The 13,626-nt window shown below is 62.5% G+C and carries 12 protein-coding genes; 5 read left to right on the top strand and 7 right to left on the bottom strand.

The window, feature by feature from the left end:
• Positions 1-49: 49 nt before the first annotated feature.
• Complete coding sequence (locus HWE17_RS16835; RefSeq protein ID WP_034750191.1) at positions 50-508, top strand: acyl-CoA thioesterase; 459 nt, start codon at positions 50-52, stop codon at positions 506-508.
• Between the two features lie 87 nt (positions 509-595).
• Here HWE17_RS16835 and HWE17_RS16840 read toward each other — a convergent pair whose 3' ends face one another.
• The 5 genes from HWE17_RS16840 to HWE17_RS16860 form a co-directional block, all read right to left on the bottom strand.
• Positions 596-2,002, bottom strand: coding sequence for a DEAD/DEAH box helicase (locus tag HWE17_RS16840; RefSeq protein WP_035820280.1), 1,407 nt, complete (start codon positions 2,000-2,002; stop codon positions 596-598).
• A 381-nt stretch (positions 2,003-2,383) separates the two neighbouring features.
• Positions 2,384-2,905 carry an AlpA family transcriptional regulator gene (locus tag HWE17_RS16845; protein WP_176389531.1) on the bottom strand — a complete coding sequence of 174 codons (522 nt, stop codon included), beginning with the start codon at positions 2,903-2,905 and terminating at the stop codon, positions 2,384-2,386.
• Between the two features lie 5 nt (positions 2,906-2,910).
• Positions 2,911-3,189 carry a hypothetical protein gene (locus HWE17_RS16850; protein WP_176389532.1) on the bottom strand — a complete coding sequence of 93 codons (279 nt, stop codon included), beginning with the start codon at positions 3,187-3,189 and terminating at the stop codon, positions 2,911-2,913.
• 72 nt (positions 3,190-3,261) lie between these two features.
• The gene (gene fabI / locus HWE17_RS16855; protein ID WP_176389533.1) at positions 3,262-4,050 is read right to left on the bottom strand and encodes an enoyl-ACP reductase FabI; all 789 of its coding nucleotides are present in this window, start codon (positions 4,048-4,050) and stop codon (positions 3,262-3,264) included.
• A 100-nt stretch (positions 4,051-4,150) separates the two neighbouring features.
• Entirely contained in the window at positions 4,151-5,563 is a 1,413-nt protein-coding gene (locus HWE17_RS16860; RefSeq protein WP_034779271.1) for a transglycosylase SLT domain-containing protein, read from the bottom strand.
• Between the two features lie 338 nt (positions 5,564-5,901).
• On the opposite strand from HWE17_RS16860, the gene HWE17_RS16865 reads away from it, so the two are divergent.
• A complete protein-coding gene (locus HWE17_RS16865; RefSeq protein ID WP_035820273.1) occupies positions 5,902-6,474 on the top strand; it encodes a DUF1415 domain-containing protein in 573 nt (190 codons plus the stop codon).
• Positions 6,474-6,668 (top strand): DUF1289 domain-containing protein, encoded by a 195-nt coding sequence (locus HWE17_RS16870; protein WP_035820271.1) that lies wholly within the window; start codon positions 6,474-6,476, stop codon positions 6,666-6,668. Before HWE17_RS16865 ends, HWE17_RS16870 begins: the two co-directional genes overlap by 1 nt.
• Before the next feature lie 116 nt (positions 6,669-6,784).
• Here the strand turns inward: HWE17_RS16870 and HWE17_RS16875 are convergent, their stop codons facing one another.
• The gene (locus tag HWE17_RS16875; RefSeq protein ID WP_176389534.1) at positions 6,785-7,291 is read right to left on the bottom strand and encodes a DUF1993 family protein; all 507 of its coding nucleotides are present in this window, start codon (positions 7,289-7,291) and stop codon (positions 6,785-6,787) included.
• Positions 7,292-7,550: 259 nt separating this feature from the next.
• Between HWE17_RS16875 and HWE17_RS16880 the strand changes: the two genes are divergently transcribed.
• Together HWE17_RS16880 and HWE17_RS16885 are read left to right on the top strand one after the other, a co-directional pair.
• Entirely contained in the window at positions 7,551-10,667 is a 3,117-nt protein-coding gene (locus HWE17_RS16880) for an EAL domain-containing protein (RefSeq protein WP_176389535.1), read from the top strand.
• Positions 10,668-10,684: 17 nt separating this feature from the next.
• Positions 10,685-12,958: a xanthine dehydrogenase family protein molybdopterin-binding subunit gene (locus tag HWE17_RS16885; protein ID WP_176389536.1), complete on the top strand. Its 2,274-nt coding sequence runs from the start codon at positions 10,685-10,687 to the stop codon at positions 12,956-12,958.
• 3 nt (positions 12,959-12,961) lie between these two features.
• Here HWE17_RS16885 and HWE17_RS16890 read toward each other — a convergent pair whose 3' ends face one another.
• Positions 12,962-13,393 (bottom strand): thioredoxin family protein, encoded by a 432-nt coding sequence (locus tag HWE17_RS16890; protein ID WP_176389537.1) that lies wholly within the window; start codon positions 13,391-13,393, stop codon positions 12,962-12,964.
• Positions 13,394-13,626 lie beyond the last annotated feature (233 nt).

A 13,626-nucleotide genomic window follows, 5' to 3' on the forward strand; every position in this document is an offset into this window, starting at 1 on the left:
TCTTCCCTCACTTTTAATTTCCCCTTTGGAGAGCACTTTGGATAGCGCGATGAACTGGTCGGCCCACGAACTGACGATGACGGTCCTGATGACGCCTGATATGGCCAATTTTTCCGGTAACGTGCACGGCGGCACCATCCTGAAATACCTCGACAGCGTCGCCTATGCCTGCGCCAGCCGCTATTCGGGCAGCTATGTGGTGACCCTGTCGGTGGACCAGGTGATGTTCCTGCAGCCTATCCACGTGGGCGAGCTGGTGACGTTCCTCGCGTCGATCAATTACACGGGGACGACGTCGATGGAAGTGGGTATCCGCGTGGTGACGGAAAACATCCAGCAGCGCCTGGTGCGCCATGCCAACAGCTGCTATTTCACGATGGTGGCCGTGGACGCCAACCGCAAGCCCGTGGCCGTGCCGCCACTGGTGCTGGAGACGCCGGAGCAGCACGCGCGCTTCGAACAGGCCAAGCTGCGCAAGCTGTCGCGCCAGAAGGTGTCGAAAAAATAAATGCGGCGGACATGAAAAAACGGCCACCAGAGTGATCTGGCGGCCGTTTTTTATTGCCTGCCGCCTGTGGGCGGCATGGCGCCGTGATTAACGGTCGCCGTAGCTGCGGCGTGCGCCGTCGGTGCTGCGCGGGTTGGAACCCTTGTAGCCGCCGCCGGTGCTCGGTGCGCCGTCTTTGCGTGGTGCGCCTGGCTTGCTGAACGTGCGTTGGCCTGGCTTCGCGCCGCCACGGTTGTCGCCTGGTTTCCAGCCGCCTGGACGGGCGCTCGAACGTGGTGCCGACGCCGTTTTCTTAGGCTCGAAACCTTCGATGACATTGACCGGGATCAATTGCTTAGTGAAGCGTTCGATGCGCTTGACGTTCATGCCTTCAGCGTGGTTCACCAGCGAGATGGCCAGGCCATTGCGGCCAGCGCGGCCGGTACGGCCGATGCGGTGGACGTAGTCTTCCGGGAACTTCGGCAGGTCGTAGTTGAACACGTGGGTGATCGTTGGCACGTCGATACCGCGGGCGGCAACGTCGGTGGCAACCAGCACTTTGACCTGGCCGCGACGCATGCCGTCCAGGGTGCGGTTACGCGCGCCCTGATGCATGTCGCCGTGCAAGGCGGCAGCCGAGAAACCGGCGATGTTCAGGCGGTCGGCGATGGTGTCGGCGTCACGCTTGGTGGCGGTAAACACAACAGCCTGGTCCAGCGATTCGTCGCGCAGCAGGTGGTCCAGCAGGCGATTCTTGTGCGACAGGTCGTCGACGAAGTGAACGCGCTGGGTGATGTTTTCATGCTTGTTGCTCGAGCTTGCCACCTGGATGACCAGCGGGTTCTTCGTGATGCGGCGGGCCATGTTGCCAACGACGCCGTCCAGGGTTGCCGAGAACAGCATGGTTTGACGGCCTTCTGGCGTCGCTTCCACGATTTTTTCGATGTCGTCGATGAAACCCATGTCCAGCATGCGGTCGGCTTCGTCCAGCACCAGGATTTCCAGTTGCGAGAAGTCGATCTTGCCCGAATCCATGTGGTCGATCAGACGGCCAGGGGTCGCGACCAGAATCTCAGGATTCTTGGCCAGCAATTGCATCTGTTTAGGGTAAGGCATGCCGCCCAGGATCGATACAGCCTTGATGCGGCGGATGCCGGTGCTGTACTTGTCGGTATTTGTGGTCACTTGCAGGGCCAGTTCGCGCGTTGGCGTCAGCACCAGCATTTTTGGCTGGGCAGCCTTGAAACGTGGACGCTCGCCGCGGGCGCGCGATGCTTGCATTTCCTGGTTCGGCGTCTTGCCGGCGGCGCTTTGTTCGGCGCTGGCCAGTTTGTGCAGCGATGGCAGCATGAAAGCTGCCGTCTTGCCCGAACCGGTCTGCGACGAGACCAGCAGGTCACGGCCTTCGATCGCGGCTGGAATCGCTTGCGACTGTACCGCGGTTGGCGCGGTGTAGCCCGATTCGGTCAGAGCGGCGATGATGGACGGATGCAGGCCTAAGGATTCAAATGTCATTCTTTTCTTTCGTAAAAATCAGCGTTCTTGCAAAAAGCAGAACGCAAAATAGCAACGCCAACCAAAACGAAATGACTCAACTAAAAAGAAATTTCGGCACAAAAGCTTTGCGCCGGGACGGTGTCAGGTGCGACACACAAGGCGGGAGGGCTTTATAAGCGGCATCCTGTGGATGCGCTAAGGCTTGCGAAGCTGCTAAGTTTGTAGTGCTGGACTGCGGTGTTGCCATCGCTTCAAGGAAACATATTGCAGCGCACAACGACACTATACCGTATTTGATGCCGTTTTGCACGGTCTAAATGGGAAGAAACGACAGTCCTACCACGTTTTGATGATGTTTCCTATGTGAAATCAGTAGGAATACGTAGATTTTGCGCGTTTTTAATTGAGCATGGCCACGATGTCGGCGGGCAGCGGCGGCGCCTGTCGCGTTTCTCTGGCCAGGTTGATTTGCCGGGTGACCTGAGCCAGTTCGACCAGGCTGCGTTCCAGCTGATACGTCCCCTTGGCATGCAGCCACGCCAGCACGTCGGCCAGGTGCCAGATGGTGGCGCTGCCCTCATGCACGGGCACAGGAAAACTGTGGCGGTATTTGCTCATCAGTTTATGCAGGTTTTGCCGGGACAGGCCGAGTACCTGCGCCACATCGCTCAAACCCACGAGGTCGGGCGATGCCTCGACCAGCACGGCATCGGGCACGATGGCCTTGACGTCGGCCAGGGCGCTGAGCAGTGCTTCCCTGGCATTGCTGGCCTCGCGCGTGAATTCCAGCGCCAGGCGTCCCGCTTGCCCGATGCCGACCAGGGCGTCGTCGCAACCGCCGCTGCCCAGGCGCTCGGCCAGCGCGTCGAGATCGGCTTCGTGGTCGGGCAGGCGGTACTTGAGAGTAAAGATGTAATCCATAATTGTTAGCCCCTGGGTTTGCGTTGCATGCAGTCGTGGATCAGTTTATTGAAAGCGCAATTGTCGACCACTCGCCGGATCGCCCGCGCGTGGTTGCCGGGATTCTTTGGCGTGCTCCAGATGCAGGCGATGCAAAATTCACCGCAGCGGCAGCCGTCGTCATTGTAGGGGCAATAGACCTTGCCCCAGGCATGGCTGCCGCCGACTTCCACACGCCATCCCTGGCTTTCCGCGTGGCGCAGCGCCGCTTCGATTTCTTTCTTCGGGTGCGAGGAGCGCGCCATGTGATGCCTCCAATGTATGTCAACTTCTTTAGGTTGTCAAGTGACAACCGAAAAATATCGACCATCACCGCATCACTCTACTTCGGGATTGACGGCCATCACTTGCGAAAAGCCGCCATCGACGTAGGTAATCTCGCCCGTGATGCCGGAAGCCAGATCGGACAGCAAGAAGGCGGCCGTGTTGCCCACCTCTTCTATGGTGACGTTGCGCCGCAGCGGGGCATGTTCGGCCACAAAGCCCAGGAGTTTGCTGAAATCCTTGATGCCGGAAGCGGCCAGGGTCTTGATGGGGCCGGCGGAAATGCCGTTGGCGCGGATGCCGCGTGGACCCAGCGATTCGGCCAGGTAGCGCACGGACGCTTCCAGCGATGCCTTGGCCAGGCCCATGGTGTTGTAGTAGGGCACGGCGCGCACGGCGCCCAGGTAGGTCAGGGTCAGGACCGAGGCGCCCGGATGCAGCAGCGGCAAGGCAGCCTTGGCCATGGCGGGAAAACTGTAGGCGGAAATGTCGTGCGCGATGCGGAAGCTGTCGCGCGACAGGCCGTCGAGGAAGTCGCCGGCGATCGCTTCGCGCGGCGCGAAACCGATGGCGTGCACCAGCCCGTCCAATTGATCCCAGTGGCGCGCCAGGTCGCTGAATACGGCGTTGATCTGTTCATCGCTGGACACGTCGCAGTCAAACACCAGTTCGCTGCCGAATTCGGCCGCGAATTCCGTGATGCGCTCCTTGAAGCGCTCGCCCACATACGTGAAGGCGAGGGTGGCGCCTTCGCGGTGGCAAGCCTTGGCGATGCCATAGGCGATGGAGCGGTTCGACAGCAAGCCCGTGATGAGGATTTTTTTGCCTTGCAAGAAAGCCATGACGACTCCTGTCTGGGTGGTGGACGGGTAAGGCGGATGTGCAACCGGCCGCGACAGCAAAGCTGTGGCGGCCGGTGCGGTGCGTCAATAACTCAGGCGATCAGTGACGCGCTTTGGCCCGGCTATTGCCGCCGCCACGCTGGATGCGCGGTTTCACCAGGGAAATTGGCGCGGCTTGCACCTTGCCACCCTTGGCGGCGCGGCGCAGTGCCTTGGCGGCCCGTTCCGGACGGTCCGCTTCCAGCAGCATGGTGGCGCTGTCGGCGATTTCCTGGGTGATGTCCTTGTTCATCGTGGCCGAGGTTTTCGGCACGAGGATGGTGGAGCCGGCGCGCAGGCTGGTGCGCTGCGGAATGTTATTGGCCTGGCGCAGCACGTCGGCCGTGGTGCCGAATTTCGACGCCAGGGTTTCGATGCGTTCACGCGCATTGGTGATCTTGTGCGTCGTCCAGCTCGACAAGGCATGGCCCCATTGCGCCAGGTTGGTGGTGAACTTGGCGGCGTTTTCCTGTGGCAACAGAATCTTGGTCTTTTCGCCGCCGATGATGACGGGGCGGTTAAATTGCGGATTCAAGGCCTTGAATTCATCCATCGACAGTTCGGCCAGCTGGGCGGCAACGGTGATGTCGATGTCGCTGGTCTTGTCGATGGCCGTGAAATACGGCTGGTTGTCGACCACGGGCAGGGTCAGGCCGAACTGGGCTGGATTGGCGATGATGTTTTTCACCGCTTGCAGTTTCGGCACGTAGTTGCGCGTTTCGGCCGGCATCAGGTCGGCCAGGCTTTCGAAGTCCGTCGGCTTGCCCAGCGCCTGGTTTTTCTTGATGGCGCGCTGCACCGAGCCTTCGCCCCAGTTGTAGGCGGCCAGAGCCAGCTGCCAGTCGCCAAACATGTCATACAGGCGCTGCAGGTACGTCAATGCCGCATCCGTCGAGGCCAGCACACCGCGGCGCTCGTCCTTGAACATGTTTTGCTTGAGGTTGAAATCGCGCCCGGTGGCGGGCACGAATTGCCACATGCCGGCTGCATTGGCGCTCGAGAATGCTTGCGGGTTGAAGGCGGACTCGATGAACGGCAGCAGGGCCAGTTCCGTCGGCATGCCGCGCTTTTCCAGTTCCTGCACCACGTGGAAGATGTAGCGCGAGGCGCGCGCCGTGGTGCGGGCGATGTAGTCGGGGCGGGTGGCGTACCAGTTGACGTGGTTCGCTACCAGCTGGTTGTTGATGTCGGGAATCGCATAACCGCTGCGGATGCGGCCCCAGACGTCGGCTTCGCGCAGCGGATCGGAATTGTCGCTGAGGTTTTTCAGCAGACGGTCGGTCTTTTGCAGGCGGTTGTCGAGGGTGGGGAGTTTCGCCGTGACCTGGGCGGTCATCGGGATCAGGGCGGGTGCGGCGGCGGCGACTGGCGCGTTATCGCTCTCAACACCGGCTTCGTACGCCTGGCTGAGGGCGGGCGCAAGCGCCAGGGCCAACGCCGCCAGGACGGTAGATTTAAAGGAGTTTTCGTGCATAGTGTTCCATTGTTGTCGTCGGAGAAACATCGGACAGACCCATGATTCAGCAGCGAGTGTACGTATATCCACATGCCGGAGTCAAGAATTATGTCAGCATGATGACAGGAAATAAGCGGCAATAAGTCGGAAACGGCTGAGTTTCCATTCGCAAATGCTGTCATTATTGCAAATTTAATTTGCCCAATGCGTGATTCGGCCGCTGTTATAGCATACATGGCGAGAAGGCTGGCGCAAGCCTGGATGGCGCCCGGCATGAGGCTGCGCAAAAGTGCGTACAATTTGGCTTTGGCCGGCCATTCAGCCGCCGGCCGCCATATTGATAGAGAGTCAAGTATATGAACACCCCGCCGCGCCACGACGACGACAACGCCGTCATCATCGCCAATACCGTTGCCTGGCTGGAAAAGGCCGTGATCGGCCTGAACCTGTGCCCGTTCGCCAAGGCCGTGCACGTCAAGAAGCAGATCCGCTATGTGGTGTGCGAATCGAGCAATCCCGAAGATTTGCTGGCGATGCTGATGGACGAGCTGCAAACCCTGGCCGACACGGATCCCGAGCAAATCGACACGACGCTGCTGATCCATCCGTACACCCTGAACGATTTCCTCGACTACAACGAGTTTCTTGACGTGGCCGACGCGGCCGTGGAAGACATGCACCTGGCCGGTGAGCTGCAAGTGGCCAGTTTCCACCCGAATTACCAGTTTGCCGAGACGTTCGAGGACGACATCAGCAACTACACCAACCGCTCGCCGTACCCGACCTTGCACCTGCTGCGCGAAGACAGCATCGAGCGCGCCGTCGAGGCCTTCCCGGAAGCGTCGGAGATTTTCGACAAGAATATCGCCACCCTGGAAGCGCTGGGCAACGAAGGCTGGGAAAAGCTCGGCTTGCCGAAGGTGTCCTGATGGGTGACAAGGAATTGCCGCCGCGTCCCGATACGCCCTGCGTGGCAGTGTGCTCGACGACTTTCGATGAAATCTGCCGTGGCTGTGGCCGCAGCGTGGTGGAAGTGGCCCACTGGGTGTCGATGACGGATGAGGAGAAGGAAGTGGTGTGGGTGAGGATATTGGCGCAGGGGTATCCGCGCCGGAATACCTGACGTTTGTGTTGCCAAACCCAACTGCAACTGCTGGGGTCAGACCCCCTCACATGTCAGCGATGACTTTTGTGTGGACGGCATTGAGGGTCTGACCCCGGTACTATTGGGGTCAACTATTAATAGCTACCGATAAAATCTTTCTTGCCCACTTCGATACCGTTGTGGCGCAGGATGTCGTACGCCGTCGTCGCGTGGAAGAAGAAGTGCGGCAGCGCGTAGTGGAACAGATAGGTCTGGCCCGTGAAGTGCTTGGTCTTTTCGCCGCTGCCGGTGGAGATGGCGCGCGTTTCGCTGCCGTCGATGTCCGCTTGCGGCAGGCTTTCCAGGAAGGCGATGGTTTTCACGATGCGCGCTTTCAGTTCCGCAAAGCTCTGTTCGCTATCTTCATACGGTGGCACGGCCACGCCGGCCAGGCGCGCGCCGCAGCCCTTGGCGAAGTCGGTGGCGATCTGGATCTGGCGCACGAACGGCAGCATGTCCGGGAATAAACGGAATTGCAGCAGGGCGTTCGGGTCGATTTTCTTGTCTTGCGCGTGCGTTTCCGCCTTGTCCAGGATGGCGGCCAGGCTGCCCAGGATCTGTTTGAAGACGGGGATCGAAGCGGAGTAGATGGAGAAGGTCATGGTGGTTCCTCTAGGTAAAGTGGCGCGATGATAGCAAGCCGCGCGTTTTTCTGCTGGCGCCGGCCGGGCGCGCCGGCCCGCGTGTGGTTTTTCCACCCTGTTTATATGACACGAGGACACCGCTGGCGTGTGTTTATTGGTGACTTTCCCCGCTTTTTGCATGCATAATTGCTCCTCATAAAGTTTCTTCCCGCCTGACCACCCGATTCCCCTGTAAAGTCAATGATCGCCCGCCTGATCCCTGTTGCCCTGTTGCCGCATGTTTAATTCACCTTACCAGCGCCTGCGCGCCAGCCTGCGCGTGCTGTACGGCTCGTCGATCTATGGCGCCTTGCTGCTGGTGGTATTTGGCGGCCTCGTCGTGCCCGCCATCTTCGGCAGCTATGTGCTGGTCGGCGTGCATGAGCGCCAGTCGGCGCGCACCAGCCTGAACGAAGCCTTGCAGCGCAATGCCGACATCCTGGCGCTGGGCATGCAGGAGTCGCTGTGGAACATGAATGCGGAATCGGCCCACTCGCTGGTCGAGTCGGTGATGCGCGACCGCTCCGTGCTGCTGGTGAAGGTGCTGGGGCAGGGCGACACGGAATTCATCAGCCTGCAGGCGCCGCAGCGGCCCGTCGGCAATCTGTACCGCGCCGAGCGCGACATCCTCGTGCGCGGCGAACGCATCGGCCACGTCGTCGTCGAGATGGACGATGCGCGTAGCCAGCAGGAGCTGCGCGAAAAGCAGATGTCGTATATTTTCGTGCTGGGCGCGCAACTGGCCGTGTCGATGGCGCTGATCGTGCTGTTCCTGAACCGCCGCCTGCTCAAACCCCTGCGCCGCCTGACGCGTTTTTCCGACCGCCTGTCGCACGGCGATTTCGATACGCCCCTGACCTCGCACAGCAATGACGAACTGGGCCGCCTGACGGCCCAGCTTGAGCAAATGCGCGCGGCCATCGGCCAGCTGTTCGAGGACGTGGGCCAGCGCGAAGAGCGTTTCCGCACCATCGTCACGCAGGTGCCGGGTGCCGTCTTCCGTTACCGGCCCGATGGCCCCATCGATTTCGTCAGCGACGCCATCGAAGACATTTCCGGCTATTCGGCACGCCAGTTCATGCGCGGCACCACGCATGCCTGGGAAGACCTGATCTGCCCGGAAGACCGCCGCGCGCACCGCCGTGCCGTCGGCCAGGCGGTGGCCGAGGTACGGCCGTATGCGCTGGAATACCGCATCTTCGACGCCTTCGGCATCGAGCGCTGGGTGGCCGAGAATGGCCAGCCGCAGGCGGGCGAGCAGGGCGTCACCTGGGTCGACGGCATCATTGCCGACATCAGCCAGCGCAAGCACCACGAGATGCGCATCGAAGCGCTGCTGACGGAGCAGAGCGCGATTCTCGACAACGTGATGTTCGGCGTGATGTTCGTGCGCCACCGCCGCATCATTTCCGTCAACCGCCGCTGCGAGGAACTGTTCGGCTATGACCATGCCGAGATGACGGGCAATTCGACGGCCATCGTGTTTACCAGTTCGTATGACTTCGAGGACGCGGGCGAGCGTCAGTATCCGGTGCTGGCCATGGGTGGCGACTTCAGCGAGGAGCGCCAGTACCAGCGCCGCGACGGCAGTGTGTTCTGGGCGCTGGTGAGCGGCTGCGCGCTCGATCCGCTGCGCCCCAACGAAGGCAGCATCTGGGTGTATGCCGACATCACGGCGCGCAAGGAAGCCGAGGAAAAACTGCGTTTGTCGGCCACCGTGCTCGAACATATCGCCGACGGCGTGATGGTGGTCGATGCCGGCGGCATCATCGTCACCGTCAACCCCGCCTTCACGCAAATCACCGGCTATACCGAGGCCGAAGCGGTGGGCCAGCACTCGTCGCTGACACGCTCGGCGCGCCATGACTCGGCATTCTACGAGGCCATGTGGAACGAGCTGAAAACCAGCGGTTTCTGGCGCGGCGAAATCTGGCACCAGCGCAAGAATGGCGAACTGTACCTGGAATGGCTGACCATCAGCGCCGTGCGCGACGCGCGCGCCGGCACCACGCATTACGTGGGCGTGTTCAGCGATATCACGCTGATCAAGGAGTCGCAGGAAAAGCTCGACCACATGGCCCACCACGATCCGCTGACGGCGCTGCCGAACCGGCTGCTGTTCCACGACCGCCTGCAGCACGCGCTGCTGCGCGCCGCGCGCGACCAGGAGCAGCTGGCCGTGCTGTTCATCGACCTGGACCGCTTCAAGAACGTCAATGACACCCTGGGCCACCATGTGGGCGACGAATTGCTGCAAAAGGTGGCTGGCCAGCTGGCGGCCCGCCTGCGCGAAGGAGATACGCTGGCGCGCCTGGGCGGCGACGAGTTCATCGTCCTGCTCGAACGCGTCGACGGCGAGTATGGCGCGACGCAGGTGGCGGAAAAGCTGATGACCATGTTCGACCAGCCGTTCACGGTGGCCGACCACGAACTGTTCGTCACCTGCAGCGTGGGCATCAGCCTGTATCCGGATGATGCGCTGGACTTGAACATGTTGATCCGCAATGCCGACGTGGCCATGTACCAGGCCAAGGCGCGCGGGCGCAACGGCTACCGCTTCTATGCGCCGTCGATGACGGGCGAAGGCGTCGAGCGGCTGCGCCTGGAAACCTTTTTGCGCCGCTCGCTGGAAAAGAACGAGATGTTCCTCAATTACCAGCCGCAGGTGGAAATCGACACGGGCCGGCTGGTCGGCGTCGAGGCGCTGGTGCGCTGGAACCATCCTGAGCTGGGCCTGGTGCCGCCGGCGCGCTTCATTCCGCTGGCCGAGGACAGCGGCTTCATCAACCAGCTGGGCAAATGGGTGCTCGACGAGGCGTGCCGCCAGATGATGCGCTGGCAGGCGCAGGGCTTGCACGTGCCGAAGATGGCCGTGAATCTGTCGGTAAAACAGTTCGAGCGGGGCAGCATCGCCGGCATGGTGGCCGACATTCTGAAAGAAACGGGGCTGGAACCCCAGCGGCTGCAGCTGGAAGTGACGGAGTCCGTCATCATGAACACGGGCGACGCGCTCGGTTTCATCAACGACTTGCACGCCATCGGCGTGGGCCTGGCCATCGACGATTTCGGTACCGGCTATTCCTCGCTCGCGTATCTGAAACAGCTGCCCGTGCAAACCCTGAAGATCGACCGTTCCTTCATCAAGGATATCTCGACGGACGTCAATGACGAGGCGATTGCGATTGCCATCATCCAGCTGGGCAAGAGCATGCATTTGTCCGTGATTGCCGAAGGCGTGGAGACGGAAGAGCAGGCCGCTTTCCTGCTGCGCCATGGCTGCAAGCTGGCGCAAGGTTATTTTTATAGCCGTCCGGTGCTGGCACAGGATATGCTGGAGCGCTGGATCGATCACTAACGAATAAAGGGTATCCCATGGCCGCAGAAAAAAACACCTCGCGCCGCCGTTTCCTGCTCGGCGGCCTGGGCCTCGGCGTGGCCGGCGTGGGCGCCCTGGTGCTGGGCTGGGGCGTGCTGCCGCCGCGCCAGCGCCTGCATGGCAGCGCGCCGCTGCCGGTGGCCGATGGCGCCGTGGCGCTCAATGGCTGGCTGGCCGTTCAAACCGACGGCAGCGTCATTCTGGCCATGCCGCGCAGCGAGATGGGGCAGGGCGTGCACACGGCCTTGCCGATGCTGGTGGCCGAGGAACTCGACGTGCCGCTGGCCAGCGTCAAGCTGATCCAGGCGCCCATGGATAAAATCTTCGGCAATGTGGCCATGCTCCAGGATGGCTTGCCATTCCACCCGGACGACCACGGACGCGTCAAAGCGCTGGCCCAGTGGACGGTCGCCAAGGCGGCGCGCGAACTGGGCGTGATCGTCACGGGCGGTTCGTCAAGCGTGAAGGATGGCTGGGGCCCCATGCGCGAGGCGGGAGCGTCGGCCCGCGCCATGCTGGTGGGGGCCGCTGCCGCGCTGTGGCAGGTGCCGGCCGCGCAATGCCGCACGGAAAATGGCGAAGTGCTGCACCCGGACGGCCGGCGCGCCAGCTACGCCAGCCTGGCGCAGCGCGCCGCCGCCATCGATCCGGGCACGCCCCAGCTGAAGTCGCCCAAGGATTTCAAACTGATCGGCCAGCCGGCGCCGCGCCGCGACACGCCATCGAAAGTCAATGGCAGCGCGCGTTTCGGCATCGATGCGCGTCCGCCCGGCATGCTGTACGCGGCCCTGCATCTGCCGCCGCGCCTGGGCGATACCCTGTCCGCCTTCGACGCGGCGCCCGTGCTGGCCATGCCCGGCGTGAAAAAGGTGCTGGACCTGACGCCGCAGCTGGCCCAGCGCAGCGTCTCGTGCGCCGCCGTGGTGGCCGACACCTGGTGGCGCGCCAAGCAGGCGGCGGCCGCCTTGCCGACGCAGTGGAAGGCTGGCCCGCAGGCGAATTTTTCCAGCGCCGGCGTGTATGCGGAGTTTGCCCGCCTGCTCGACACTGAAGCCGGTTATGCCTACCACGCCAGCGGCGAAGTGGAAGGTAAAGCCGTGCAGGGCATGCGCCAGGTCAGCGCCGAGTACCGCGCGCCGTTCCTCGCGCACGCCGCCATGGAACCCGTCAACTGCACCGCGCAGGTGAAAAATGGCAAGGTGATGCTGTGGGTCTCGACGCAGGCGCCCGGCATCGCCGTCGACGTGGCGGCGAAAGTGGCCGGCGTCGACGCGAAGGACGTCAGCATCGAGGTGCTGCTGCTCGGTGGTGGTTTCGGCCGGCGCCTGGAAGTGGACATGATCGCGCAAGCCGTCGCCATCGCGCTGCAGTGCGGTGGCGCGCCGGTGCAGCTGGTGTGGACGCGCGAACAGGATACCAGGCACGATATGTACCGTCCCGCCGCGCTGGCCCGCTTTGCGGCCCGCCTCGACGAGCATGGCCGCATCGCGTCCTGGGACAATAAATCCGTCAGCGGCTCCATCACGCACCAGTTTTTGCAGCGCAATTTCGGCTTGCCCGGCGCTGGCCCGGACAAGACCACGGCCGAAGGCGAATTCGACATGCCGTATGAAATCGCCAACCAGCGCATCGCCCACGTGATCGCCGACAGCCCCGTGCCGATCGGTTACTGGCGCTCGGTGGGCCACTCGCACAACGCGTTCTTCAAGGAAAGCTTTATCGATGAACTGGCGCACGCGGCGGGACAGGACGGCATTGCCTTCCGCCGCGCCATGCTGGTGAAGCATCCGCGCCACCTGGCCGTGCTCGACGCGGCCGTCGCAAAGGCAGGCACTCCGCCGCCCGGCCATGCGCATGGCGTGGCCTTGCACCAGTCGTTCGGCAGCATCGTTGCGCAAGTGGCGCAGGTGTCGGTGGAAAACGGAGAAATTCGCGTGCAGCGCGTGGTGTGCGCCATCGATTGCGGCATCGCCGTCAATCCGAACATCATCGCCCAGCAGATGGAATCGGCCGTGCTGTTTGGCCTGTCGGCGGCGCTGGGCGGCGAGATCACCTTCAAGGAGGGCAAAGTCGAGCAGAGCAATTTCCACGACTATCCTGTGCTGCGCATGGGGCAAACGCCCGAGGTGGAAACCATCATCATCGCCAGCGCGGAACACCCGGAAGGCGTGGGCGAACCGGGTACGCCGCCAATTGCGCCGGCCGTGGCCAACGCCGTGTTCAGTTTGATGGGGAAAAGGCTGCGCAGCCTGCCGCTGCGGCTGGCGTGACTTTTACTCTGCCAGGGTGGCGGCCAGTAAATGACGCAGATTGCAGTCGCGCTGCCAGTCGCGCCGTTCCTGCGTGCTGCCGGCCAGCGCCACCAGCTCCTCGGCGCTGAGCGCCTGCTGTGCCTGCACCATGCGGTGCGCCAGGCCGCCGTCGGGCAGCACGGTGCCGAAGAAGGCCACGTTGTCCTCGCGCTGGATCAGCAGGGTGGGGAAGTTGTCGATGTCGAGGTCTCCCACCACGTCGGCCTGGTCTTCGATGTCGATCCAGACGAAGACGGTGTCCGGGTGGCGCGCGGCCAGTTCCTCGAACGTGGCGCGGTAGCTGCCGCACGTGCCGCACCACAGCGCGCACAGGCAGGCCACCGTCCAGCGCGGGCCGGCCAGGGCTGTGGCGACGTCGGCGCGGTTATCGGTCGTGAGGGTCAGGCTGTGCATGGTCGTATCTATATAGTGGGGCGGATGGGCGCCGGGCGCCCGATGCGCGTATTCTACCGCGCCCGGCGACGCCAGTCCTGGTAATGCATGAGCTTGTTTAGCCGTGTTTTTTGATGCAATCGACCTTTCTGGTGGATAATGCTGGTAATTGCGCGCTGATTACGCTGGTCCATGCTGTTTCCTGGCCCCGCAGCCTGACCCCTCCAGTCTGTTTTCATGCCCTGCCCGGTGTC

The sequence above is a fragment of the Janthinobacterium sp. BJB401 genome (assembly GCF_013372745.1).
Classification (GTDB): Bacteria; Pseudomonadota; Gammaproteobacteria; order Burkholderiales; family Burkholderiaceae_D; genus Janthinobacterium; species Janthinobacterium rivuli.